We start from the raw sequence: 22,166 nt of genomic DNA, 5'->3' as shown, positions 1-22,166 counted from the left end.
GTCATACTCGCACGATCACACGTCGCGGCTGAGCGCGACCATCGGAACTGACGTCGATAAATCGCAGTACAAGTTCGCCTTCTGCGGTAACATCATCCCCATCGAGCTTGCGGCGGTTTTCGGTCTCCCGCAGCAACCGGGCTTTGAAAGCCAGTAGATCCTCGTGGCACTCAAGCGAAAAACTGCTAGGCAGGGCGCCTTCGGCGACCCGCCCTAAGAACTCGAACCGGGTTGGAGACAAGGCCAGGAACACGGGCGGAATTTCGCTACCGCGCACCAGCTTGACCGATACTCCGAAGTTTCGGCCGGCTTTGTCCGGGACAATGCTGACCTCTTCGCCGCTCGCGCGAGGCACGGAGATGATTTCATCGAGCAGCGGACTGCGCTTCGACTGTGAGAAACTGCCAGATGTCGCGAGCACGAGCTCATCCTGGTTCTGGATCAACATACCCGTGAAGATACGATTGAGACCGCGGACTATCATGCTGACCGCCTGCCGAGGTGCGGCTTGTCCGGCGGCGATCTTCTGAGACGTTTCGAGGTAGAGCCCGGCGTAACGGAACACGCTGAGGTCCCAAAGATCGTATTCATCGATCTTTGACTGGGGCATCGTAAAGAACAGACGCTGCCGTTGAGCGCGTAGCGCTCCAAGGAAAGCGGCGCGTTCATTAGAATCCGCGCCCTCAAGATAAGTGCGTTGAGCATTGGTGAACGCGGCCGTCGCTCCGTAGATAGGATCCGAGATTACAAGTTCATCGTAGTCGGCCTTGTACGCTGGGTCGTCGGCGCCATAGACGAGCAGATTGTCAACCCGGTTGCTCGTTTCCGCTCCAATTCCAAACGCATTCAGCTTGCGGAAAAGCTCTGTCTTCTCCGCCCTGCTTGGCTTCAGGTTCTCGCCGAAAATGTTCCGGTAAATGCTCGCAAGATCGATGTGCCCGGCGTCCCGCAACGCGGGCACATCGGCGCATGTCATCAACCCGTCCCGAGCGTTGGGATGACCGAGGAGACTGTTAGCGATCAATGCCAGGAGCTGACGCACCGGAAAATGGTTTCCGTTGCGCTCGCTGAGTTCAATGACCGCCGCGAGCCGCTTCTTGAACGGATCCTCTTGGCCGGCACCCATGAGCCGTCGGCGATTTTCGAATATGGGACAGATAGCGCCGTCGCTGCGCTCGGAGCAGCTATCGCATCCCCGCCAACCTTCGTGCTCGGTTATCGCCTCGATGATCGCCGTGATCATCTGAGCCGCCGGGGATCGACTGAGGTCTCTCAGCTCGAGACGAATTCCCGCGTCATTCGTCGCGCCCGTCACCAATAGGTCTTCGACAACCTGGCTGGCCCGTTCGATCTCAGGTGTTTTCGGCGCGGATTTGAATTTCTCAAGGAGCTGCCCGTGATTGGCGGCAAGGAGATATGATGTTGCGGCGGCCGGGTTCGCTATGTCGGCCGAGAAATCGGCTATAAGGGATGCACTTTCATCGTCGCGCAATTCGCTCAAATCTTTGACGACAACCAGTGAGCGGCCGTCACCCAGAGCCATTCGCTGAACCTTGTCGCCTTGGTTCCAGAGATTCCCGTCGCCGCCAAGCTGGATCCAGACCTCTCGACAGTGATATGTTTTTCCATCCCCGGCTGTGCCGGTGATGATGTATGATATTGGGGAACGGCCGCGGAAGTTTTCGACAAGCTCGTCGCGAAGTGGCGCCGGGAGGGTGATCGGACGAATTTTATGACGACGTAAGGCCCGTTGAATGGACTCGTCATACATATTGTCATTCGTCGGTATTGGCCCATAGTTCCTAAGGAACCGAACCCAGACATGGGTAGATGGTATTTCTGGCAAGCTTCGCCCCCACTGTTCCAATAAGTTGTAGACGAAGAACTGATTCGATCAACCGCATAAAAAACGACGCGTCTTCCGCTGCTTTTGGAGCTTAGGACGTCTTCTCGTCGCTTAAGACACTCACTACAATGCTAGCTAAATTTCAAGGTCAGCAAGCTCTTGTTCAGTGCAAATCGGCACGGCCGTAACAAAGTTTGAAAGAATTTAATTTTGAGGGAGATGCTGGAGCTGCTTCGCTATTGAAAAATCTGTGGCGTTACCTGACGGACCCGATTTGAAGCCGGTCGCCCGGACGACATTGAGGTATAAACCTGTACCACCCCAATCGCGGTCAGAGTCACTGCTTCGATCTTGGATCCAAGCCATCTTCCAGCACCACTTCCGACACACAATAAACTGCTTGCTATCCCTTCCCATTCAAACAGAACTTCATAGGCAACACCTTCTCTGCCAGGCGCCATACTGGCTCCGAGCCCAATCGCGGCAAATTCGACACCCAAATCTTCGACTGCAGGTTAGCTAAATATCGCCGCGTCGATTTGTTCAGCAAACGATATCCCGTTTTCCGGTCGAATAGCACAGTCATGATGCAGTGCCCTAAATATAGGAGTGAAGAGTGCATCGGGGCCCTTCCAATCAGAACGCGATAGGACGCCCGTGGGATGGCTTCGGTTCACGACAAACCAGAACACTGACGCAAGTTGAAACACATCAGACGCCGCGTTGATGACATCCTTGCTTCCCAGACTGCGGTTGTTCGCCTCTGGAGACATCCAAAAGCGCGGGCCAACAATCTCCCAATCGGGAGTGAAGTGGTCATCCTCCGAACGGACATGCGGGTCGCACAACCCATAATCGCTCAGCACCCATCTATCGCCCATCACTAATATGTTGTCGGGTTTAATGTCTCTATGAACAGCTTTAGCGTGAAGTACCCCAAGCGCCCGCGCAAGACCCCTGAACTGGCAGTAAATATTTCGGCGGGAACATTATTTTCTTTGATCAGATCAGAGAGACTACTATTGGCAAGCTCCATCACAATAAACTGAATAGCAACATTAGTGTCCCTCTTGCCATTTCTCCGCAATATTCCACTTTGATCGCCATCGTCGACGTAAACTATAAGGTGGTCGTGCTCCAGCTCTTTGATCAGTTCCTGTTCTTTTTTGAACCGAGCTCGTCGCTTATCCCGCAAGTCGAGCTGAAACTTGATTGCGTACTCCAATCCACTTTCAACCCCGGTGCATTTATGGACCACTCCGTTACCACCAGAGGCTATTCTATCTCCAATTTCGAAGCTGCGACCATTTTTAGTTTTGATGACGTCTGGCACCTCGACGGTTTGAGTGGGCCTAGCGTCAGCTTTTCCAGTAAAAAGCGTAGCCATGTACTTCTAACCCTTTTGAGCTGGATCGCACGAAGGCGATGCCCACTGGGAGTTTGACATTTGAAACACATCAGTCCCCTCGGGCCAGCAAAGTACCCTCTCGTCGTCAGGATGGTCTCGCAAAGGCTTGGAACAAATCGCACAGTCGTCGAATAGATTTGCAACACCGTCATCAGGCAGGTCGGAAAGTATACTGTGGAATTCATTCAGTGCTTGTTGAGAAGGAAGCTTCGCGCGGTAAGTCCCTGAGACGATGTTCATTAGAAAATTTTTGCGCCAAGAACGGCTGCTTACCGAGTTGGCCTGCGAGACGCACTTAATGGCGTATTCGCTCAGAAGCTCTATTTCGGACGACGGCTCGATATACTTATCTAGAAGGCGTAGATCCTGCCTTAACGGACTTAGGTTTTTGTCGCCAAGGACGCAGTTCAATCTTTTTAACTCTAAAATGGATAAGAATAATGTGTAGAAATCGGCCTTCTGGTGGAATCGGGTACCTTTTAGCGAAAGAGTCTTCTCGTCGAAAATTAACTTTATGTCGCTCAAGACAGACTGAAATTCATTTCGAATTGCAGTAGCTTGATCCTCATTCATAATCGCATACTTTGTATAAAAGTAATCGAGATCGCCTTTCTTATCCTGCGGCCCTTCCAGCATCCCGGCGACGAGTTCGGAAACGTATTCTACATCACCCATACGGCGGCGCTGAGCGAGAGAAAATATCTTCGCTTCGTCCAAATAATCGTCTGAAGAAAGTTCGGAGCATATATCCAAGAAGGCGCCAGGGAAATCCGCCTTTCGCAGTTCCTGCTTATTGAGGGGGAGTGAGTATTTGTTCACTCGAGAATAAACCTCCCTCACCTCGGCGTCGTTCAAGCCGACGGCTTCATTGAAGTCGATCCTATACCGTAGAATCTTTTCTCTTTCAGACTGTGGCAACTCGCTAAATCGCAATCCCAGATAGGGACCATCGTAAGGCTCTTCCAAAGTGAAACCATCATCAAGAAAACCAAGGATCGCCAGGATTCTCTGTTGACCATCAATCACACTTCTATGCGTGCTTTCGCCAATAACCTCGTTCCAGAGAAACATTTTAGGCATAGGCACTTCTCTCAGGATCGTATCTATCAGCATGATCTTCGCCGCAGGACTCCAAACCTCACGCCGTTGAAAATCGGGCCGAACCTGGAGACGGCCAGCTTTCTGCCAATCTCTAAGGTCAGAAATTGGATGAGGGCTCGAATTCCAGTATCCCAAAACTATCTCCTCAAATTTCATTGCTAATGGCAGACGCTATCGCCCGGTAGTTGCAAACTAGTCAACAGTCGGAGCAGTTCTCAAAAAAATTACTGTGATAGCGCGGTAACCTCTTTGGCCAAATGGATAACAAATCACCATTTGACGCCTACAGCTACTACCAAGTCGCATATTCACGTTCCCCTAAATCACCCCCCATGCCCGAAACCTCCCCCTCCCCGTCATCTCGCGCAGTCCCAGTTCCAAAACAATTCGCCGCGCCGCCTGCGGCGTCACCTCGAGCGTCTTTGCGACCATGCCGGCCGACACCAATGGCTTTGCCATCACCAGCTCAACCAGCTCCGGCAGTTTTGACGACGTCCGCCGTCCCTCCAGTTTTCGGTCCATCATCGTTTTCGCCAGAGTCAGCCGGTCATGCTCTTTCAAGCCGATCTCGGCGGCCGCCAAGAATCCGTGAGCAATGGCGAGCAACCGGGTCTCCCGATCACGATGCCGGCGCCGGTCGACCGGAATGGTTTTGAGGCCTAGATTGATGGCGGCCAGGTGCGCGCCGGTCGTGACGCCGGCCTGGCGCAGGATGGAGGCGGCAAATAGCCGGCCGAGCCAAGGGGCGTGCTGCAGCACGGCCAGCTCGTTCCAAGCATCGAGGGCGACGATGGCCTGCAGCACCGCCGGCAAGTGTTCGGCCTGGCGCAGCACGGTGCGCCATTCATCCAGTCGTTCGTCCTCATCCCAGTCGAGATCGTAGACCAGCGGATCGGCCGGAGCCCGGCCGGGCTTTTTGGCTCGTTCGAGCGCGGCGTCAGAGCGCGCGAGGATCGCATCGATGGCGGCGTAGTCAACACCCGGAAGATTTTCGACGTCGTCGGCGACGTCCCCCTCCCCTTCCGGATCGATCGCGACCGCCCGCTGGATGGCATCTGCGGACGTCGCCTCGTCGGTGTCGGCCGATGTGATCTCGGAGGTTTTTCGCAGTGTCCGGACCCCATCGGCCGACAGGGGCCAGCCGGGCGGCTGGACGGCGATGCGCCGGCGGGTTCGCAGCACGTCGCGGGCGATGGTGAGTTCGTGGGTGGGTGTGCGAATATCCCGGGTGGCGTCATGGAGGACGAGGTCTTCCAGGTGGACGAGTTCGCCATCGATCCACAGCGAGGCACACGCGTCGGCGAAATTCTGGCGTTCTATCCAGCCCTGGCCGACGGGTGAACGGGCGATGCGCTCATCCAGACGGGTCAGAGCGACACCGGCGTCGAAAGCCGGCCGCATCAGTACTTGGAGCAAATCCGGTGGCACGAGGGATTCCCGTCTTTTGTAAATCATGATTCACTCCCTGCATGACGAAGCGCCGCCTTCCCATCGCCGAGCATGCCGATACGCTGTCGCTGAAGGCGCTGCGGGAGCTCGTGACGGGCCTGATGGAACGGGCTGATCGAGCGGACATCCGGATCGAGAAGCTCGAGGCCGAAAACCAGAGGCTTCGTGACGAGAACGACCAGCTCAGGATCGACAACACCCGGCTCAAGGTCGACAACCAGCTTCTGCGCGACGAGATTGCGCGGCTGAAGAACCTGCCCCCGCGCCCGCCGTTCAAGCCATCGGGCATGGAACAGGCGACCAGCGACACGATGGTTGCCGGCAAGGACAAGCCTGCGCGGCGGCGCGGGCCGAAGGGCGACACCAGGCGCGTCATGCGCATAGAGGTCCTGTCTGCCAACGCCCCACCTGGATCGCGCTTCAAGGGCTATAGGGACTGCGTGGTGCGGGATCTGATCGTGCGGCCCGATGTGGTGCGCTATCGCCGCGAATGCTGGGTGACGCCGGACGGACATATGATCATTGCGCCGCTGCCAGCCGGCGTGAAGGGCGGCTACGGCGCCAACCTGCGGCGCTTCTGCCTGATGCTCCACAGCCATGGACAGGTCACGACACAGCGCCTGACGACCCTGCTCAATGATGTCGGTGTGGAGATTTCCAAACGCCAGGTCATCCGGTTTCTGACGCAAGGGCTGGATGGCTTTCATGCCGAGGATGCCGCCGTGCTGCATGCTGGCCTGGTCTCGGCGCCCTTTGTCACGGTCGACGACACCGGCGCCCGTCATGGCAACCGCAATTTTCATACGACGCAGATCGGGGGCGAGTATTTTTGCGCCTTTCGCACGGCGCCGTCGAAATCGCGGCTGAACTTTCTCGCCCTGCTGCGCGGCAACTATCAGGACTATGTCCTCAACGACGCTGCCTTCACCTTTCTGGAAGATCGACAGGTGGATCCGGCCCTGGTGGCGCGACTGAGAGCGCCTGAGCCGCAGCATTTTGCCAATCAGGTCCCGTTTCTCGAGCATCTGGCCGCCAAGGGCATCGACATTTTTGATGGGCAAACAATTCGCCCGTTTGCCGAGGCCGGCATCTGGGGCGCCATCCGCCATCATGGCCTGGTCGGCAATGCTGTGATCGTCTCCGACGACGCCGGGCAGTTCAGAGTCGGCACCCATGCTTTGTGCTGGGTCCATGCCGAACGGCTGCTGCACAAGCTGATGCCGGCGACGCCGGGCCAGGTGAAGCACGTCGAAACCCTGCGCACGCTCATCTGGCACTTTTACAAAGCGCTGAAAGCCTATCGGCGAAAACCCTCTCGAAATGCCGTCCGCGGCCTTCAGATCAGGTTCGATCGGATCTTCTCCATCCGCACCGGCTATGGCGAGCTCGACGCGCTGCTGGGCCGGCTGGGGCGTCGCAAGGCCGAGTTGCTGCGCGTTCTCGAGAGACCCGAGATCCCGCTCCATACCAATGCGTCGGAAAGGGATCTGCGCGGAATCGTCATCAAGCGAAAGATCTCGGGCGGCACCGTCAGCCGCTCTGGCCGCCAGGCGCGCGACAGTCTGCTCGGCCTGATGAAGACCTGCCAAAAGCTCGGCCTGTCGTTCTGGCACTATCTCGGCGATCGGTTGGGTATCGGCGATCATCCTATTGCGCCCCTCCCCTCCATTGTTGCGGCACGTGCGTAGAGGCCTCGGCCGCCAGCATGCTAGCCTCAACCCTGCCTGCTTTATCGACACCGCCACCAGATTAGCCCCGCTTACCCGCATCAGGGCAGTCATGCTGATTTTCGTGAGATCGTAAACCATTGAAATCATGGTAAATGATTTGCTAAAGGAACTCTATCTGAATATTAACATTCCTCACATGGTATGATTGCTAGTTGGGTCTCTGACCATCGATAAGTATCCCTTATCGGTGGTGATTGATTTCAGCCCGCAAATCAGCGAAAACGGGCCCTCGCCCGGCCAGCAGCGCCGTTCCGGCAGCCGGTTCCCGCCGCGTCAGGAGGAATTTTTGGATATCATCGCGCCGAAAAAATCAGCGCCCGACGCGACCGCACGGCGGGCCGAGGCCCTCGACACGATCGCCGCGGTGCTGCCGATCGACCGGCGCGACAAGCTCGCCGAGATTCTCACCGACCAGGACGTCGAGACCCTGCGGCACCTGGTCAACGAGGGCATGGGCGCAAACACGCTGCGGGCGCTGGCCTCCGATCTCGGCTACCTCGAAGCCTGGTGCCTGGCGGCGACCGGCAGCTCCCTGCCCTGGCCGGCGCCGGAAGCGCTGCTGCTAAAATTCGTCGCCCATCATCTGTGGGATCCGTCGCGGCGCGAAACCGATCCCGCGCACGGCATGCCGGCCAAGGTCGAGCAGGCGTTGCGGACTGGCGGTTTTCTGAGAACGTCGGGACCGCATGCGCCGGCGACCGTCGGACGACGGCTGGCCAACTGGTCGACGCTGACCAAGTGGCGCGGCCTCAACGGCGCCTTCGCCTCCCCTGCCCTCAAATCAGCCATTCGGCTGGCGATCCGAGCCGCGCCGAGACAACGTCTTCGCAAAAGCGCCAAGGCCGTGACCGGTGACGTGCTGGCCAAACTGCTGGCGACCTGCGGGACCGACAGTCTGCGCGATCTGCGGGACCGGGCGATCCTGATGGTCGCCTTTGCCTCCGGCGGCCGCCGGCGCAGCGAAGTCGCCTCCCTGCGCAAGGAGCAGCTGACGATCGAGCCGCCAGTGAAAGGCGAGGACGGCACCCCCCTCCCCTCGCTGTCCATTCACCTCGGCCGCACCAAGAATTCCGGCGCCAGCCAGGACGAGGTCGTTTATCTCACCGGCCGGCCGGTCGAGGCGCTGAATGCATGGCTGGCAGCCGGCAAGATCGACAGCGGCTATGTGTTTCGGGCGATCGACCGCTGGGGCCATATCAGCCGCCGGGCGCTCGATCCGAAGGCGGTCAATGATATCGTCAAGCGGCGGGTGGCGATGGCCGGGCTGGAGGTGGGGGAGTTTTCGGCGCACGGGTTGCGATCCGGCTATCTCACCGAGGCCGCCAGTCGCGGTATCCCGCTTCCCGAGGCCATGGAGCAATCGCGTCATCGGTCCGTTCAGCAGGCGTCGGATTATTACAATAGCGCCGTGCGGCGAAGCGGCCGGGCTGCGCGGATGCTGTAACGGCACTTCTCAGGCGATTGTGCCCACAGGTTAAGGACTCCATAAGCCAAGCGATAATCAGTTCGCCGTCTTTTGCGCACTCATTCACCAAGCCCCAGAAGTTGCCATAGATAATCGGCGGCCACGTCACTAGGAATATCGCGTCGTGTACGAATGTCGAAGTAGATGGCGCTCAATATCGTGGGCATTTCCTCTGCGATAATCGCGTAGTTCTGGCCTGTGTAAACGAGATAGCCAGCATTTTCAAAACTCTCGATCACCGTACCAAGATCGTCCGATCCGAAACCGTCAATCTCATTCCATCTATCGTGAAGATCAGTGAACGCGCTGGGTGTCATTACCTTTTCGCCCGCGTGAACATTACAGAGGATATGAATTAGCGCATAAGATTCAAAGTCAGACATGTCTCTAAAGAATCGCTTTGCTTCGACTAGCACCGGGTCATTTCCGCAAAGCGACCGAATTACGCTGGTCTCAATGTCCGTTTCGGACATTTGATAAAACGAAAGCGCTTGCTCGGGCGTGATGATCGTGAGGCCATCCCATCCTTTCAGCTCAGAAGTGATCGTCCGAATCTGGTCTTCGTGCAGAATCGCGTCGGTGCAGAGGACCAGATAGAGGTGATCGACGCGAACACTTTGGGTAGCTGCAGCGTATTGATTCTTGATCCGGCTTATGAAATCCGGATCCTTCCCAGACTTGTACTTAGCGAATTCCGCGTAGCTCTTTAGCTGCAATCCAACTAGTTGTCGCTTTTCGACGCCGTCAATTTCAATTTGGTACCGCAACAGTACGTCGACCCCTTGGTCGCCCCTTCCCTGAATATCTTGGCAGTCCGCTCGATATGCTTTGTAGACTTCTAGGATAGAACGCCCCTTATTCCGGAAGGCGCGGCAGAGGTGCTTATTGTGGCGTAGAGACTGGAACGCTTTCGTCTCGCCTAGAGCTACTGGGCGCTTTTGAAGAAGCTCGGCCAGCATCTCGAGAGGTGTCAGTGGCTTTGTGATGAACATTTCAAACTCGTCGCGCCGTCATTCGTGCGTTCGACTTAAAGGACTGGTATGAAAATATTGGTAACCTGAACAGTCGCAACATCTCGCCCGGCCCACAGGCTTCACCGATCGCTGGTGCAAGAACGGACATCCACCCTTTTGAGAAAACGAAGTCTGCCGACAACGAAAAGTCGCTCTTGGGCGATCTGGCCGCAATTAGTAGCGCACGAGCAGTTCGGCCAACATTTCATTCGCGTCTCTCTCGAATACGGCACGAAAGCTGTCCGTAGAAAGCTCTCCTACTTCAAACTTCCTGCGAATCTGGGCAACGACCTCGTTGTGGTATCGCGCGAGCCAGACATACTTCCTTCGAACTGTCGGCCGATGAGAGGCGGCGAGGTTCTCACGAATGAGCGTAGCATGACGCTCCACGAACCTCAGATAGCCCTCAAATGTGTCAAATTCACTTTCACTCGCGCCTAGATAGTCGATGAATCGCGTCCCATCCTCTCCTGTGCGAAGAAGACTGTTCACGTATTCCATCTCTTCTTCCGGATCATGATTTTCGTTGTGAAGTCGCGCGTCCGACAGGAATTGCTCGTAGGCGGGATCGTCGATCACAATGCGGGGATAGATGGCTTCCCCGCTTTCGATCTCATAAGCGCGAACCATCGCAGGGCCAAACACCGGACCGCTCCCATTTAAGCCGACATGGATGCTACCTATTGCGAGACCGGCCCGGATGAGTACACCGTGATTTATGCATTGGATCTGAACGTGAAGCAGGTCAACCAGCTCATGAAAAAACGCGCCATCGGAATACTGTGTGTCGAAGACCCGTACTCGGACGACAGCGTCCGAGACGGATTCTGCGAATGCCCGACTTGAGAGCCTCACATCCTTCATCCGACGCGCGGGCTCCTCTTCCGGCATCGAGAATTCTCTTAGCGAGAGGATGATGTCGTGAATCTCATGAGGTGACCGGGCGCCCAGCATGGCTCGAAACCCGAGCACATCGATGAAGCTCACAATCGCAATCTCATATGCGGCTGCGTTAGCCCGCGCCTTCGCCTTCATTCTTTGCGCCTTCGCTCGCTGGCGGCGCCCGTGCTCGACGGCTTTGTCGATCACAGCAATTACCGCGTCAGTGGCACGCGTCGGATTATCCATTGTCATCGCCGCTCCAGGTCATAAAGTTGCCAGCCGGAAACTATTCAATTTTCCACGTTTTATCAGAGGCTTAGCCTTAAATCGAGTAAAATACCATTATCTTACGCCGATGCTCTAGCGGGCCGCATGTGTGTTCTCAATTGCGCGAATAGCATTGGCCCGAGTGAAAACTCCCCTCGTCGCGCCTTCGCGGTAAGATCTCGAAGGTAGCCGCCGGCCGAATTGATATGCGCTGCCCGCTCATGGATGCAAGCAACCGCGATCGCCGCTCCCTCCTGCCCCAGGACTTCGCACGCTTCTTCGTAAGCCGATGGGCTCACGCCCAGCATGGACCGAACTGTCACTGCGGCTGACATCATTTCGCGCCAGCTTCCGATTGATCCACCCGGCCCGAACGGCACAATTTCAGGGCAGGCCCGCAGCACCATCGACAACGGGAAGACCTCGGGTTCGCCTTTCTGCTTCACTTGTTTGTTTGGCTCGGACTTTTCGCCCTGCTTCATTTCGAAGCGAGGTTCAAATTCATAGAGAGATTCGGTATTTGAATTCTGTATGTGGCATCCGTCTACGATGGCATTGCCATCGCTTTTTTTGGTTTCTTCCTTTGTTTCCAACATTCTGGAAACTTCGTCGTGGAGGAGGCTCATCTCGTCGAGGCTGGCCATTAAGTCCTGCAGAGTTGGGCGCCGAGCGAATCTTCCGACGATCTCGATAAAACAGGCTTCCGCTGCTGCCCAATCGCCCGCTAGGTTTTCTTCGATCCCAACCGATATCAACTTTCGGACATCCCGCCTGATGATCGTGAGACGATCCTTTATGACGCGGAAACGTCGCTGTTCGGCGGCGACTTCCTGGGCGAGGGCAGCAAATTCGCGGGCGCGTGCGAGAAGCGGCGCTAGGCTGAACCCGTACGCATCCTCAATGTCGCCCTCATCGCCCTTGCGAGCATAGCGCTTTCCATTTGGGCTATCCTTACGAATGATAATGCCGGCCTCTACGAGAGCGCTGAGGCACTTGCGTAGAGTCGTCCCGGCAATTCCATTTGCTCGGGCTGACAGCTGAGCATTTGAGGGAAAGACGATAAGGTTCTTATCGCTGCTTAGCTCCGCGTCAGGGTAAAATGACAAGAGAGCATTTAAGACGGCCAAAGCCCGATCCTGAAGTCCAAGGCGTGAGCGCGCATCGCCGACATCGCGAAATACGCGCCACTTATCGACTGGGCGTTCTGAAATCTCCTGATCAGTCTTTACCTGACGCTTCACCAAGGCAAGCGTCATCGGCCGCCGCCCGAAGGGCGTCGTGATATATCCCGTTTCCATGTCCTTCACCTTTCACAGGGCAAAGAAAAGGCTACGCCGGTATGGCGTTGACTCTTGACTGTGATTCCGGGAAGTGCGATTCTCTAAGCGACCAAACTGAGAGAGGCCTTCTGGAACACCGTTTCGGAGGGCTTTTTCTTTGCTCTATTGATCCTTTCCTCGTTTCGTTCGACCTACTGCTTCGTTTTCTTGAACGACGCGTAGATTTCAGGGAGCACCGACAACAGGTAGTCCCCGAATTCCGGAGCCGCCTTTTTGTCGATCATCAACGTCAGTGTGCGTTTGTCCTGGCGGAAAGTCGCAGCTTTGACGCCATCGTCGGCCTGCCAAACTTGTGCCTGGACCTTTTCCTTCTTCGCCTTTTTCGGCGCTACCGCTTCGAAGACACGCGCAAAGCGTTCGTCCGAGGGGAGGGCCTTCACTTCGTCATCAGACACAACGACCCGCGCCTTCGCGACGGCCCCATTATCGCCCAACCGTGCGGCAAGCTCGCCCCAACGGTCCCGACCAGTTTTAGGAGCCGCACCGATCCCGCGGATAATATCCGTCGGCAGCTGCGTCGCCGCCTGGATCAGGCGCGACAGATTGCTCTTGTCGACGGCGAGCGCGCTCATGATAACCGACCGCTGAAATCCTTTTGCTTCGAGTTCAGCGGCGTAAAGCGCGCGCTCGATGAACGATAAATCTTGTCGAGCGCTATTCTCCTGACCCTGAGCCAAAACCAGTTCGTCGTCAGTCATATTCCTGACGGCCGCTTTGATCTGAAGCCCCGCCGCCTTGACCGCGCGGAGCCGTCGACGCCCATAGGCGATTTGATACCGGCCTTCGATGGATGGGTGGGGTCGAACGAGGATGGGAACCTGCTGTCCGTTTTCCCGAATGTTCCGAGCGAATTCCTCGAACTGCTCCCCGTCCTCATCGAGGCGATCGGTAACGGCCGGCGCATCGATGAGATCAGGATCAAGGTCCGTCAACGACTGGGATTTCAACAGTTCGATGGAGCGCGAAACCGCGCCAATTGCCCCGCGGGGGGCGTATTGCGGCGTGATGTTTTCCTGGGCGGAGGTATCCGCGTCTCCGCCATGGGACCTGGGGCCGGCGAGATCGGAGAGGAGGTGTTTTCTAGCCATTTGTTGCTCCTCTTTTCGCCGCTGAAAGAGCGAAACCACCTAGCATTTCCAGGCCGTTGGCCACAAAGTTTCCGGCTGGCAACTTTCCAACAATGCGGCAGCAAATTGGGGTTACCGTCGACATCACTTTCGGCCCCACGATGTTTGGATCAACTGCTCTATTTCGTTGTTCACACTATCGAGCGACTCCATCGCCCGATCGTACGTGGCCCTCGTGAACTGATCGCGGCTGACCTCGTAAAGGGTTTGCTTCGTGATGCCCGCGTCGGAGATCGCGGTGCTCTTGAGCATGGGGTGATTGAGAACATGATCGCCAAACATAGTCCGCATGAACGAAACCATCTGGTTCTGCGGGCCATCGCCGGGCTCATAGCGGGTCACGAGATAACGCATCCAGTCGTAGTGCATGCTGCCGCCAGCATCCGCGACGACGCTTAGAAGTTCGGAGGTCATGAGCAGGAACTGGCACATCGACATGACGTCCAGCATCTGTGGGTGGACCGTCACTAGAACGGCAGTTGCAGCACACAGGGCCGAAATCGTGAGGAAGCCAAGCTGCGGCGGGCAATCCACCACAACGACGTCATAGTCGTTGGCCACCGACGAGATAGCATCGTCCATGCGGGTGAAGAAGATGTTCTTCCGATCATTCGAACCGAGAACTTTAGCGGTATCATGCTCAAATTCCATGAGCTCGAGATTGCCAGGCACGAGGTCGAGGTTGGTGAAATAGGTCTTCTTGATGACCTCCTTCAGCGATCGACGCTCGCTATCATATCTGACGGCCCCATAGAGCGTTTCGTTGTCTCCCACGTCGAACTCTGGCTGGAAGCCGTGAAGAGCCGACATACTGGCCTGGGGGTCGAGGTCGATGGCAAGAACCCTGTAGCCCTTGAGCGCGAGGTATTGTGCGAGGTGTGCTGCAGTCGTCGTCTTCCCGGACCCGCCTTTAAAATTGACGGCTGTTATGACCTGTAAATGCTCCCTTCCCGTTCGCCTTGGTGAATAGCGACGGTCGCCCTTTCCGTTCTCGTCAAGGTATTCGCGAAGAGCCTGGATGGTTTCAACGGAGTAAGAACGGCGGTTGTTATTGCCGATTTCTGGCTGCGGTCCTTTGCCTTCGAGCGAGAGATGACGGAGATAGCCATCGTTTACGCCAATTAGCTTCGCCGCCTCAGTCGAGGAGAATGACCGGAGTGTTTTGCGAGCTTCAGGCGGATAAAGCTTCACGCGATGCTCGTGTAACGCACCCGAGAGATCTCGCGCATGCGCCGCTATCAGTTTATGGATAGCTTTCTGAAGCTGAACGGGATTCTCCACGACGTCCTCTCGTACACACGGTAAATTTCGTAAACACAGCAATTTGCCGTGGATAGAACACCCGATTCCAGCGTGCTTGGCAAGAGATTTAAGGTTAACAAACACTTAACAAATACCGGATGGTTGTACGTGAAGGCCCGACGTTCTTGCTGAAACTTCCAACGAATCCTGTTAGTTAGTAGCGTCCATTGGCCTACGTTGTTCAGCGTCCGTTCTAGGGCGAATCCTACATACCAAAGTTGTTGCTAACCCTGGCACGGCCGACCTCGAAGCGCCTGAACGTTGCGACTCACGCCGACTCGGATTTGTAGGATCCTACAACTACCGCCCGATTCTCATCTGTGCTGATTTCCCCGCCGACCAACGACGACGGAGAAATTCATGCAGATTCTCGCGATTTCCCAACCGCGAAATGTTTACGAAGCTCAGCTTCTCCACCGCCATCATCAGTTGCGTGCACGCGTTTTCGCCGAGCGCCTGGGCTGGGAGGTTAAGGTCGTCGACGACCAAGAGGCGGACGCCTTCGACGCTCTTCTACCGAGCTACATCCTCGCAATTTCCGACGATGGGACTGTGACCGGTTGCGCAAGGCTACTCCCGGCACTTGGCGCGACGATGGTGACGAGCATCTTTCCGTCGCTTCTTCCGAATGGCCAGCTGAATGCACACACCGCGATGATCGAGAGCTCCCGCTTCTGCGTCGATACGACCCTCGGGGAGGGCAGGGGAGACGGCTCCGTCCATGAGGCGACCCTGACCATGTTCGCGGGCATCATCGAGTGGTGCATGGCGAACGGCTACACGGAGATCGTCACGGTAACCGACCTCCGGTTCGAGCGGATCCTCGCCCGTGTCGGCTGGCCCCTGCAGCGGCTGGCGGAGCCGAAAAAGATCGGGGTGACCATGGCTGTCGCTGGGATCCTTCCCGCGAATGCCGACATCTTCCTACGGCTCCGGCCTGCCAAGTACCGTTCCGAACTCAGCTCCGTCAACCAAGCAGCGTAAGGAAGAAACGCCGTGAACCAGCTTCGCTCTCATCCTCGACTTGTCCGCAAACTCCAGGAGGCGCTCGGTGATCAGCTTTGCGTCGCGCTGGACGACTCAACCGTTGTCGAAATCATGCTCAATCCGGATGGAAAGCTCTTTATCGAACGGCTCGGCCACGGCGTGGCGCCGGCCGGCGAGATGTCCCCTGCGGCCGCCGAAATGGTGATCGGAACGGTAGCGCATGCTCTTCAGTCCGAGGTCGATACCGAACAGCCAATCATCTCCGGAGAGCTGCCGATCGGCGGCCACCGCTTCGAAGGGCTCTTGCCTCCTGTCGTCGCCAAGCCGGCCTTCACCATTCGCCGCCGTGCCTCGCGCCTGATCCCGCTCGATGACTACGTTCGCTCCGGCGTGATGACCGAACATCAGGCCTCGACCATTCGTAGCGCGATTTCAGCGCGGCTCAATATCATCATCTCCGGGGGCACCGGGTCGGGCAAGACAACCCTCGCGAATGCCGTCATCGATGAAATCGTTAAGTCTGCCCCGGAAGACCGCCTCGTCATCCTGGAAGACACCGCCGAGATCCAGTGCGCCGCCGAGAACGCCGTTCTTCTTCATACCAGCGATACCGTCGACATGGCGCGGCTCCTCAAGAGTACCATGCGCCTGCGTCCGGACCGGATCGTGGTCGGCGAGGTCCGCGATGGCGCCGCGCTCACGCTGCTGAAAGCATGGAACACGGGCCATCCCGGAGGGGTGGCCACTATCCATTCCAACACCGCAATGTCGGCGCTACGCCGCCTTGAGCAGCTAACCGCCGAAGCCAGCCAGCAGCCGATGCATGAAGTGATCGGGGAAGCGGTCGATCTCGTCGTCTCGATCGAGCGGACCCCACGTGGGCGGCGTGTTCGCGACGTCATCCAGGTCGAGCGCTTTGCGGGCGGCCAATACGAAATCGAATCCGACCAGCTTACGGAAGAACAGGAGGCGCGCCATGTCGCGTAGAAACGCATTCATCGCCGTCACACTCCTTGCGGCACCCATCGCTCTTGCCTCAGTCTCGCCGGCGCTCGCCAGTTCCGGCGGCAGTCTTCCATGGGAAGGGCCGCTGCAGCAGATCCAGGAATCGATCACCGGACCAGTCGCCGGCGCCATTGCGCTTGCAGCCGTCGCAATCGCCGGCGGCATGCTAATCTTCGGCGGCGAACTCAACGATTTCGCGCGACGGCTGATGTACATCGTGCTCGTCGCTGGCATCCTGCTTGGCGCCACAAACATCGTCGGCCTTTTTGGCGCGACCGGTGCCTCGATCGGACTACCCAACGAGCAAACCACCTCAATCAATCCAAGCGGAGAAGGGGAGGGGGCTCATGGCTGAGTCCCTGTCTGGCCTACAACGCAACCGCATTCATCGGGCGCTGTCGCGTCCGAACCTGCTGATGGGCGCGGACCGGGAACTAGTGCTGATTACCGGTCTTGCCGCAGTCATCCTCATCTTCGTCGTCCTGACGATCTATTCCGCGCTCTTCGGCGTTGCCGTCTGGATCGTCGTCGTCGGGCTTTTGAGGATGATGGCAAAGGCGGACCCGCTGATGCGACAGGTCTATGTCCGCCATGTCTCGTACAAGCATTACTACAAGGCGACCTCTTCGCCCTGGCGCCGGTATTGAGGGGAACGCATGGTTGCTCTGAAACGCTTCCGGGCCACCGGCCCATCCTTTGCGGATCTCGTCCCCTATGCCGGCCTCGTCGACAATGGTGTCCTTTTGTTGAAAGACGGAAGCCTGATGGCCGGCTGGTATTTTGCGGGACCTGACTCCGAAAGCGCTACAGATCTGGAGCGCAACGAGCTGTCGCGGCAGATCAATACGATCCTGTCACGGCTAGGGAGCGGCTGGATAATCCAGGTCGAAGCCGTTCGCATCCCGACATTCGACTATCCGTCTGACGATCGCTGCCACTTTCCCGATGCCGTCACGCGCGCGATCGACGCCGAGCGGCGGACGCATTTCGGGCGCGAGCAGGGGCATTTCGAGAGCAAGCACGCGCTCGTCCTCACCTTTCGGCCACCGGAGTCGAAGAAAACCGCTCTCAGCAAATACATTTACTCGGACGAGGAGAGCCGCAAGAAGACCTATGCCGACACGGTCCTCTTCATCTTCAAGAACGCTGTGCGCGAGATCGAGCAGTATTTTGCCAACACCCTTTCGATCCGGCGCATGGAGACGCGCGAGGTCGCCGAGAGGGGAGGGGAGCGGGCCGCCCGCTATGACGAGTTGCTGCAGTTCGTCCGCTTCTGCATCACCGGCGAGAACCATCCGATCCGGCTGCCGGATGCGCCAATGTATCTCGACTGGATCGCCACGGCCGAACTCGAGCACGGGCTGACGCCGAAGGTCGAGAACCGCTTTCTCGCTGTTGTGGCGATCGATGGATTACCGGCAGAGAGCTGGCCGGGGATCCTGAACAGCCTCGATCTGATGCCGCTCACCTATCGTTGGTCTTCGCGCTTCATCTTTCTCGACGCGGAAGAGGCGCGGCAGAAACTCGAACGCACCCGAAAGAAGTGGCAGCAGAAGGTGCGGCCATTCTTCGATCAATTGTTCCAGACGCAGAGTCGGTCGGTCGACCAGGATGCCATGACCATGGTTGCCGAGACCGAAGACGCCATCGCGCAAGCATCCTCGCAACTTGTCGCATACGGTTACTATACCCCGGTCATCGTCCTGTTTGATCATGACCGGGAGGCACTGCAGGAGAAGGCCGAGGCCATCCGCCGGCTGATCCAGGCGGAAGGTTTCGGAGCGCGGATTGAAACGCTCAACGCCACCGATGCTTATCTCGGCAGCCTCCCCGGTAACTGGTACTGCAATATCCGCGAACCGCTGATCAACACCAGCAATCTTGCCGATCTCATCCCGCTCAACTCCGTCTGGTCCGGCAGCCCGGTTGCGACTTGCCCGTTCTATCCACCGAACTCGCCGCCACTGATGCAGGTGGCAAGTGGTTCGACGCCGTTCCGACTGAACCTCCATGTCGACGATGTCGGTCACACGCTGATTTTCGGGCCGACCGGTTCGGGCAAGTCGACGCTGCTGGCACTGATCGCAGCGCAGTTCCGGCGCTATCAACGCGCCCAGATCTTCGCCTTCGACAAGGGGAACTCGCTCCTGCCGCTGACGCTCGCCGCCGGCGGCGATCACTATGAGATCGGTGGCGAGGCCCAAGAAGAGGCAAAGGCGCTGGCCTTCTGCCCGCTATCGGATCTCGCGAGCGACGCAGATCGCGCCTGGGCGACCGAATGGATCGAAATGCTGGTCGCCCTGCAGGGTGTTGCCATCACCCCTGATCATCGCAACGCGATCTCGCGCCAGATCGGATTGATGGCGAGCGCGGTTGGACGGTCCCTGTCGGACTTTGTCAGCGGCGTGCAGATGCGCGAAATCAAGGACGCGCTTCACCACTACACGGTCGATGGCCCGATGGGCCAGCTTCTCGACGCGGAACGGGACGGTCTCTCGCTCGGTGCGTTCCAGACCTTCGAGATAGAGCACCTGATGAACATGGGCGAGCGCAATCTCGTGCCCGTGCTGACTTATCTCTTTCGGCGGATCGAAAAACGTCTCGACGGTTCCCCCAGTCTGATCGTGTTGGACGAGGCCTGGCTGATGCTCGGTCATCCGGTGTTCCGCAGCAAGATTCGCGAGTGGCTCAAAGTGCTGCGCAAGGCAAATTGCGCCGTCGTATTGGCGACGCAATCCATCTCAGACGCCGAGCGATCCGGCATCATCGACGTGCTGAAAGAATCCTGCCCGACGAAAATCTGCTTGCCGAACGGTGCCGCAAGGGAACCTGGGACGCGCGAATTCTACGAACGGATCGGCTTCAACGAGCGACAGATCGAGATCGTTTCGAACGCGATCCCCAAGCGCGAGTATTACGTGGTCACGCCCGAAGGCCGGCGGCTGTTCGATATGGCGCTCGGTCCCGTTGCGCTGAGCTTCGTCGGCGCATCGGGCAAGGAAGACCTGAAGCGCATTCGCACGCTCAGCTCCGAACACGGCCGCGACTGGCCGATCCACTGGCTACAAATGAGAGGAGTTCAGGATGCCGCATCGCTGCTCAACTTCGAATAGGCTGCTCGCCAGCTTGGCGTCGATCGTCGTGACGATCGGCGCCGTAAAGCCTGCGGTAGCAGGCACTGCTACAGGTGCAGCGACCGAGTGGACGCAGGTCCTCAATAATGGCGAACTGGTTGCCTTGGTCGGTAAATCCGGCGAGCAAATCCAGAACCAGCTCACCCAGATCAGTCAACTCGCGCAACAGATCGAAACACAGCTGAATATCTACCAGAACATACTGCAGAACACGGCGACCCTTCCGTCGCATATGTGGGGGCAGGTCGAAAGCGACCTCAATCAGTTGCGCAGCATCATCGACCACGGCCAGAGCATTTCGTTTTCGATGGGCAATGCCGATGATGTGCTGCAGCAGCGCTTCCAGAGCTATTCAAGCCTCAGGACCAACCTGCCGAACGCGACAAGCTTTTCCTCCAGCTACCAGACGTGGTCCGATACCAACCGGGACACGATCGCCAGCACATTGAAGGCGGCGAGCCTGACGGCCGACCAGTTCGACAGCGAGGAAGGCACGATGTCCTCGCTTCGGTCGATGTCGGAGACAGCCGACGGGCAGATGAAGGCTCTGCAGGTCGGTCATCAGATCGCGGCGCAACAGGTCGCACAGATGCAGAAGCTGCGCGGCCTCGTCTCCCAGCAGATGACCATGATGGGAACCTGGCTTCAGACCGAACAAACCGACAAGGACCTGGCCCAGGCGCGGCGTGAGAAATTCTTCAGCGCGACGGCCCCGTCCACGTCCGGCGGCGAGAAAATGAAGGTGGAATGGTGAGAACGAAACTGATCCTCCTCACACTCGCGGCCGTCGTGGCGGCCGGCAGCACCGGCATCTGGCTGCTCATCTCCGAAAATCGGGCTGCGCAGGAGCGCCGCGAACAGTTCTTTGGCACCTCCAAGAAGTATCCGACCTCAGGCGGCGAGAAAATGAAGGTCGAGTGGTGAGCAGATGACGGGGATATCTTTTCAACGGTTCAGGGCAGCGATGCTGCTTGCGACCTTCTGCGCACTGGCGGCCCAGCCAGCCTTCGCCCAGGAAGGCTCGGTCTTAACCTCATTGCAGAGCCAGATCACCACGGCCGCGAAGGGGTGGGAAACCACGGTTATGGATGCGGCGAAATCGTTATTCTGGATCCTGGCGACGATAGAAATCGGCATCGCCGCCGTCTGGCTGGCACTACAGGCCGCATCGCTTGATAGCTGGTTCGCCGAGCTTGTCCGGCGGATCATGTTCGTCGGCTTCTTCGCCTTCGTGTTGGCGCAGGGGCCTACCTTCGCCAAGGCGGTAGTCGACAGCCTGTTCCAGATTGGCGCTGGTGGCGGGACCGCGTCACCAGCCGACGTCTTCAATGCCGGACTCGCCGTCGCAACGAAGATGTCGGAAAAGATTCAGTTCGGTCTTTTTGAGGACAATGCGCTGGCGATCTCCGCTGCTTTTGCAATGGTCGTCGTGGTCATCTCATTCTCGCTCGTTGCAGCGATTTTTGTGTCAGTCATGGTCGAAATGTATATCGGCCTGCTCGCCGGCATGATCATGCTCGGCCTTGGCGGTTCCTCCTATACGAAGGACTTCGCCGTCCGATACCTAGTCTACGCATTCTCGGTCGGAATGAAGCTCATGGCGCTTGTGATGATCTCGCGCATCGGATCGGAAGTCCTGATCGGATTGGCAAACGAACCTGACATTGGAGACCAATTCCAGACGGCACTTGCGATCGCCGGCATTGCGGTCGTCGTCTTCATTGTCGCCATCTACGTCCCGAACATCATGCAGGGCGTCGTGCAGGGAGCTTCTGTCTCGGGCGGAATGGAAGCAATCCGGCACGGTGGCCAGGCCGCCTCCTTCGCCACCGGCGCCAGTTTCCTCGCAGTTGGTGCGGCAGGCGCGGGGTTCGCGGCAGCTCAAAGCGCGCGGGCTGCAGGGTCGTCTGTCGCCGGCGCAATGCTTCGCGGGATCGGAGCTGGCATCGGATCGGCCGGACATGCGGCAGGCTCGGCCGCCAAGGAGAAGGCCATCGGTTCTCCCGGCGCTTATGCAGGTTCGATCCTCGGTCTTGCCAACGCCAAGCTCGACCAGGCGCGTAGCGGGCATAGCGGACCAAAGGCACCTCCCGAACGCAAAGACTAACCG

Annotated in this window: 20 protein-coding genes; 10 read left to right on the top strand and 10 right to left on the bottom strand. The window is 57.8% G+C overall.

Translation table 11 applies throughout. The features are described from left to right. Position 1 precedes the first annotated feature (1 nt). The 5 genes from LQK83_RS20945 to LQK83_RS20930 form a co-directional block, all read right to left on the bottom strand. Positions 2 to 1,771 carry a hypothetical protein gene (locus LQK83_RS20945; protein ID WP_230839432.1) on the bottom strand — a complete coding sequence of 590 codons (1,770 nt, stop codon included), beginning with the start codon at positions 1,769 to 1,771 and terminating at the stop codon, positions 2 to 4. Positions 1,772 to 2,361: 590 nt separating this feature from the next. After that, positions 2,362 to 2,751, bottom strand: a complete 390-nt coding sequence (locus LQK83_RS21870) for a hypothetical protein (RefSeq protein ID WP_442966809.1) — start codon at positions 2,749 to 2,751, stop codon at positions 2,362 to 2,364. Beyond that, on the bottom strand, positions 2,730 to 3,233 hold the full coding sequence (locus LQK83_RS20940) for a hypothetical protein (RefSeq protein WP_230839431.1): 504 nt from the start codon (positions 3,231 to 3,233) through the stop codon (positions 2,730 to 2,732). Before LQK83_RS20940 ends, LQK83_RS21870 begins: the two co-directional genes overlap by 22 nt. Before the next feature lie 6 nt (positions 3,234 to 3,239). Then, a complete protein-coding gene (locus tag LQK83_RS20935; protein ID WP_269065821.1) occupies positions 3,240 to 4,511 on the bottom strand; it encodes a DUF262 domain-containing protein in 1,272 nt (423 codons plus the stop codon). A 162-nt stretch (positions 4,512 to 4,673) separates the two neighbouring features. Next, positions 4,674 to 5,810 carry an RHE_PE00001 family protein gene (locus LQK83_RS20930; protein ID WP_230839429.1) on the bottom strand — a complete coding sequence of 379 codons (1,137 nt, stop codon included), beginning with the start codon at positions 5,808 to 5,810 and terminating at the stop codon, positions 4,674 to 4,676. A 14-nt stretch (positions 5,811 to 5,824) separates the two neighbouring features. On the opposite strand from LQK83_RS20930, the gene LQK83_RS20925 reads away from it, so the two are divergent. Together LQK83_RS20925 and LQK83_RS20920 are read left to right on the top strand one after the other, a co-directional pair. Further along, positions 5,825 to 7,492 (top strand): IS66 family transposase, encoded by a 1,668-nt coding sequence (locus tag LQK83_RS20925; protein WP_230839428.1) that lies wholly within the window; start codon positions 5,825 to 5,827, stop codon positions 7,490 to 7,492. Positions 7,493 to 7,820: 328 nt separating this feature from the next. Beyond that, positions 7,821 to 8,978 (top strand): tyrosine-type recombinase/integrase, encoded by a 1,158-nt coding sequence (locus tag LQK83_RS20920; protein ID WP_269065828.1) that lies wholly within the window; start codon positions 7,821 to 7,823, stop codon positions 8,976 to 8,978. An 80-nt stretch (positions 8,979 to 9,058) separates the two neighbouring features. On the opposite strand, the gene LQK83_RS20915 is transcribed toward LQK83_RS20920, so the two are convergent. The 5 genes from LQK83_RS20915 to repA all read right to left on the bottom strand — a co-directional run bounded on the left by LQK83_RS20915 (position 9,059) and on the right by repA (position 14,909). After that, entirely contained in the window at positions 9,059 to 9,991 is a 933-nt protein-coding gene (locus LQK83_RS20915; protein ID WP_230839427.1) for a hypothetical protein, read from the bottom strand. A 195-nt stretch (positions 9,992 to 10,186) separates the two neighbouring features. Further along, positions 10,187 to 11,140, bottom strand: a complete 954-nt coding sequence (locus LQK83_RS20910; protein WP_230839426.1) for a hypothetical protein — start codon at positions 11,138 to 11,140, stop codon at positions 10,187 to 10,189. 101 nt (positions 11,141 to 11,241) lie between these two features. Continuing rightward, positions 11,242 to 12,459 (bottom strand): plasmid replication protein RepC, encoded by a 1,218-nt coding sequence (gene repC, locus LQK83_RS20905; protein ID WP_230839425.1) that lies wholly within the window; start codon positions 12,457 to 12,459, stop codon positions 11,242 to 11,244. A 173-nt stretch (positions 12,460 to 12,632) separates the two neighbouring features. Beyond that, positions 12,633 to 13,589 carry a plasmid partitioning protein RepB gene (gene repB / locus LQK83_RS20900; RefSeq protein ID WP_230839424.1) on the bottom strand — a complete coding sequence of 319 codons (957 nt, stop codon included), beginning with the start codon at positions 13,587 to 13,589 and terminating at the stop codon, positions 12,633 to 12,635. A 123-nt stretch (positions 13,590 to 13,712) separates the two neighbouring features. After that, positions 13,713 to 14,909 (bottom strand): plasmid partitioning protein RepA, encoded by a 1,197-nt coding sequence (gene repA / locus LQK83_RS20895; RefSeq protein WP_230839423.1) that lies wholly within the window; start codon positions 14,907 to 14,909, stop codon positions 13,713 to 13,715. A 381-nt stretch (positions 14,910 to 15,290) separates the two neighbouring features. Between repA and LQK83_RS20890 the strand changes: the two genes are divergently transcribed. From LQK83_RS20890 to trbL, 8 genes are read left to right on the top strand one after another with little or no spacing between them, the layout of a single operon-like run. Continuing rightward, on the top strand, positions 15,291 to 15,914 hold the full coding sequence (locus LQK83_RS20890; protein ID WP_230839422.1) for an acyl-homoserine-lactone synthase: 624 nt from the start codon (positions 15,291 to 15,293) through the stop codon (positions 15,912 to 15,914). Between the two features lie 12 nt (positions 15,915 to 15,926). Further along, on the top strand, positions 15,927 to 16,904 hold the full coding sequence (gene trbB, locus LQK83_RS20885; RefSeq protein WP_230839421.1) for a P-type conjugative transfer ATPase TrbB: 978 nt from the start codon (positions 15,927 to 15,929) through the stop codon (positions 16,902 to 16,904). Next, positions 16,894 to 17,277, top strand: a complete 384-nt coding sequence (locus LQK83_RS20880) for a TrbC/VirB2 family protein (RefSeq protein ID WP_230839420.1) — start codon at positions 16,894 to 16,896, stop codon at positions 17,275 to 17,277. The genes trbB and LQK83_RS20880 overlap by 11 nt, the downstream gene beginning before the upstream one ends. Beyond that, entirely contained in the window at positions 17,270 to 17,569 is a 300-nt protein-coding gene (locus LQK83_RS20875; RefSeq protein ID WP_209192031.1) for a conjugal transfer protein TrbD, read from the top strand. The genes LQK83_RS20880 and LQK83_RS20875 overlap by 8 nt, the downstream gene beginning before the upstream one ends. A gap of 9 nt (positions 17,570 to 17,578) precedes the next feature. Beyond that, positions 17,579 to 20,035: a conjugal transfer protein TrbE gene (locus LQK83_RS20870; protein ID WP_230839419.1), complete on the top strand. Its 2,457-nt coding sequence runs from the start codon at positions 17,579 to 17,581 to the stop codon at positions 20,033 to 20,035. Next, complete coding sequence (trbJ, locus tag LQK83_RS20865; protein WP_230839418.1) at positions 20,007 to 20,810, top strand: P-type conjugative transfer protein TrbJ; 804 nt, start codon at positions 20,007 to 20,009, stop codon at positions 20,808 to 20,810. Before LQK83_RS20870 ends, trbJ begins: the two co-directional genes overlap by 29 nt. Further along, complete coding sequence (gene trbK, locus LQK83_RS20860) at positions 20,804 to 20,980, top strand: entry exclusion protein TrbK (protein ID WP_230839417.1); 177 nt, start codon at positions 20,804 to 20,806, stop codon at positions 20,978 to 20,980. Before trbJ ends, trbK begins: the two co-directional genes overlap by 7 nt. A 4-nt stretch (positions 20,981 to 20,984) precedes the next feature. Continuing rightward, positions 20,985 to 22,163: a P-type conjugative transfer protein TrbL gene (gene trbL, locus LQK83_RS20855; RefSeq protein WP_230839416.1), complete on the top strand. Its 1,179-nt coding sequence runs from the start codon at positions 20,985 to 20,987 to the stop codon at positions 22,161 to 22,163. The last annotated feature ends 3 nt before the right edge of the window (positions 22,164 to 22,166 follow it).

Source organism: Rhizobium sp. C1 (genome assembly GCF_021026335.1).
In the GTDB taxonomy this organism is placed as follows: domain Bacteria; phylum Pseudomonadota; class Alphaproteobacteria; order Rhizobiales; family Rhizobiaceae; genus Ensifer_A.
The sequence above is the reverse complement of the archived record's forward strand: the minus strand, read 5'-3'. Positions and strand labels throughout refer to the sequence as shown.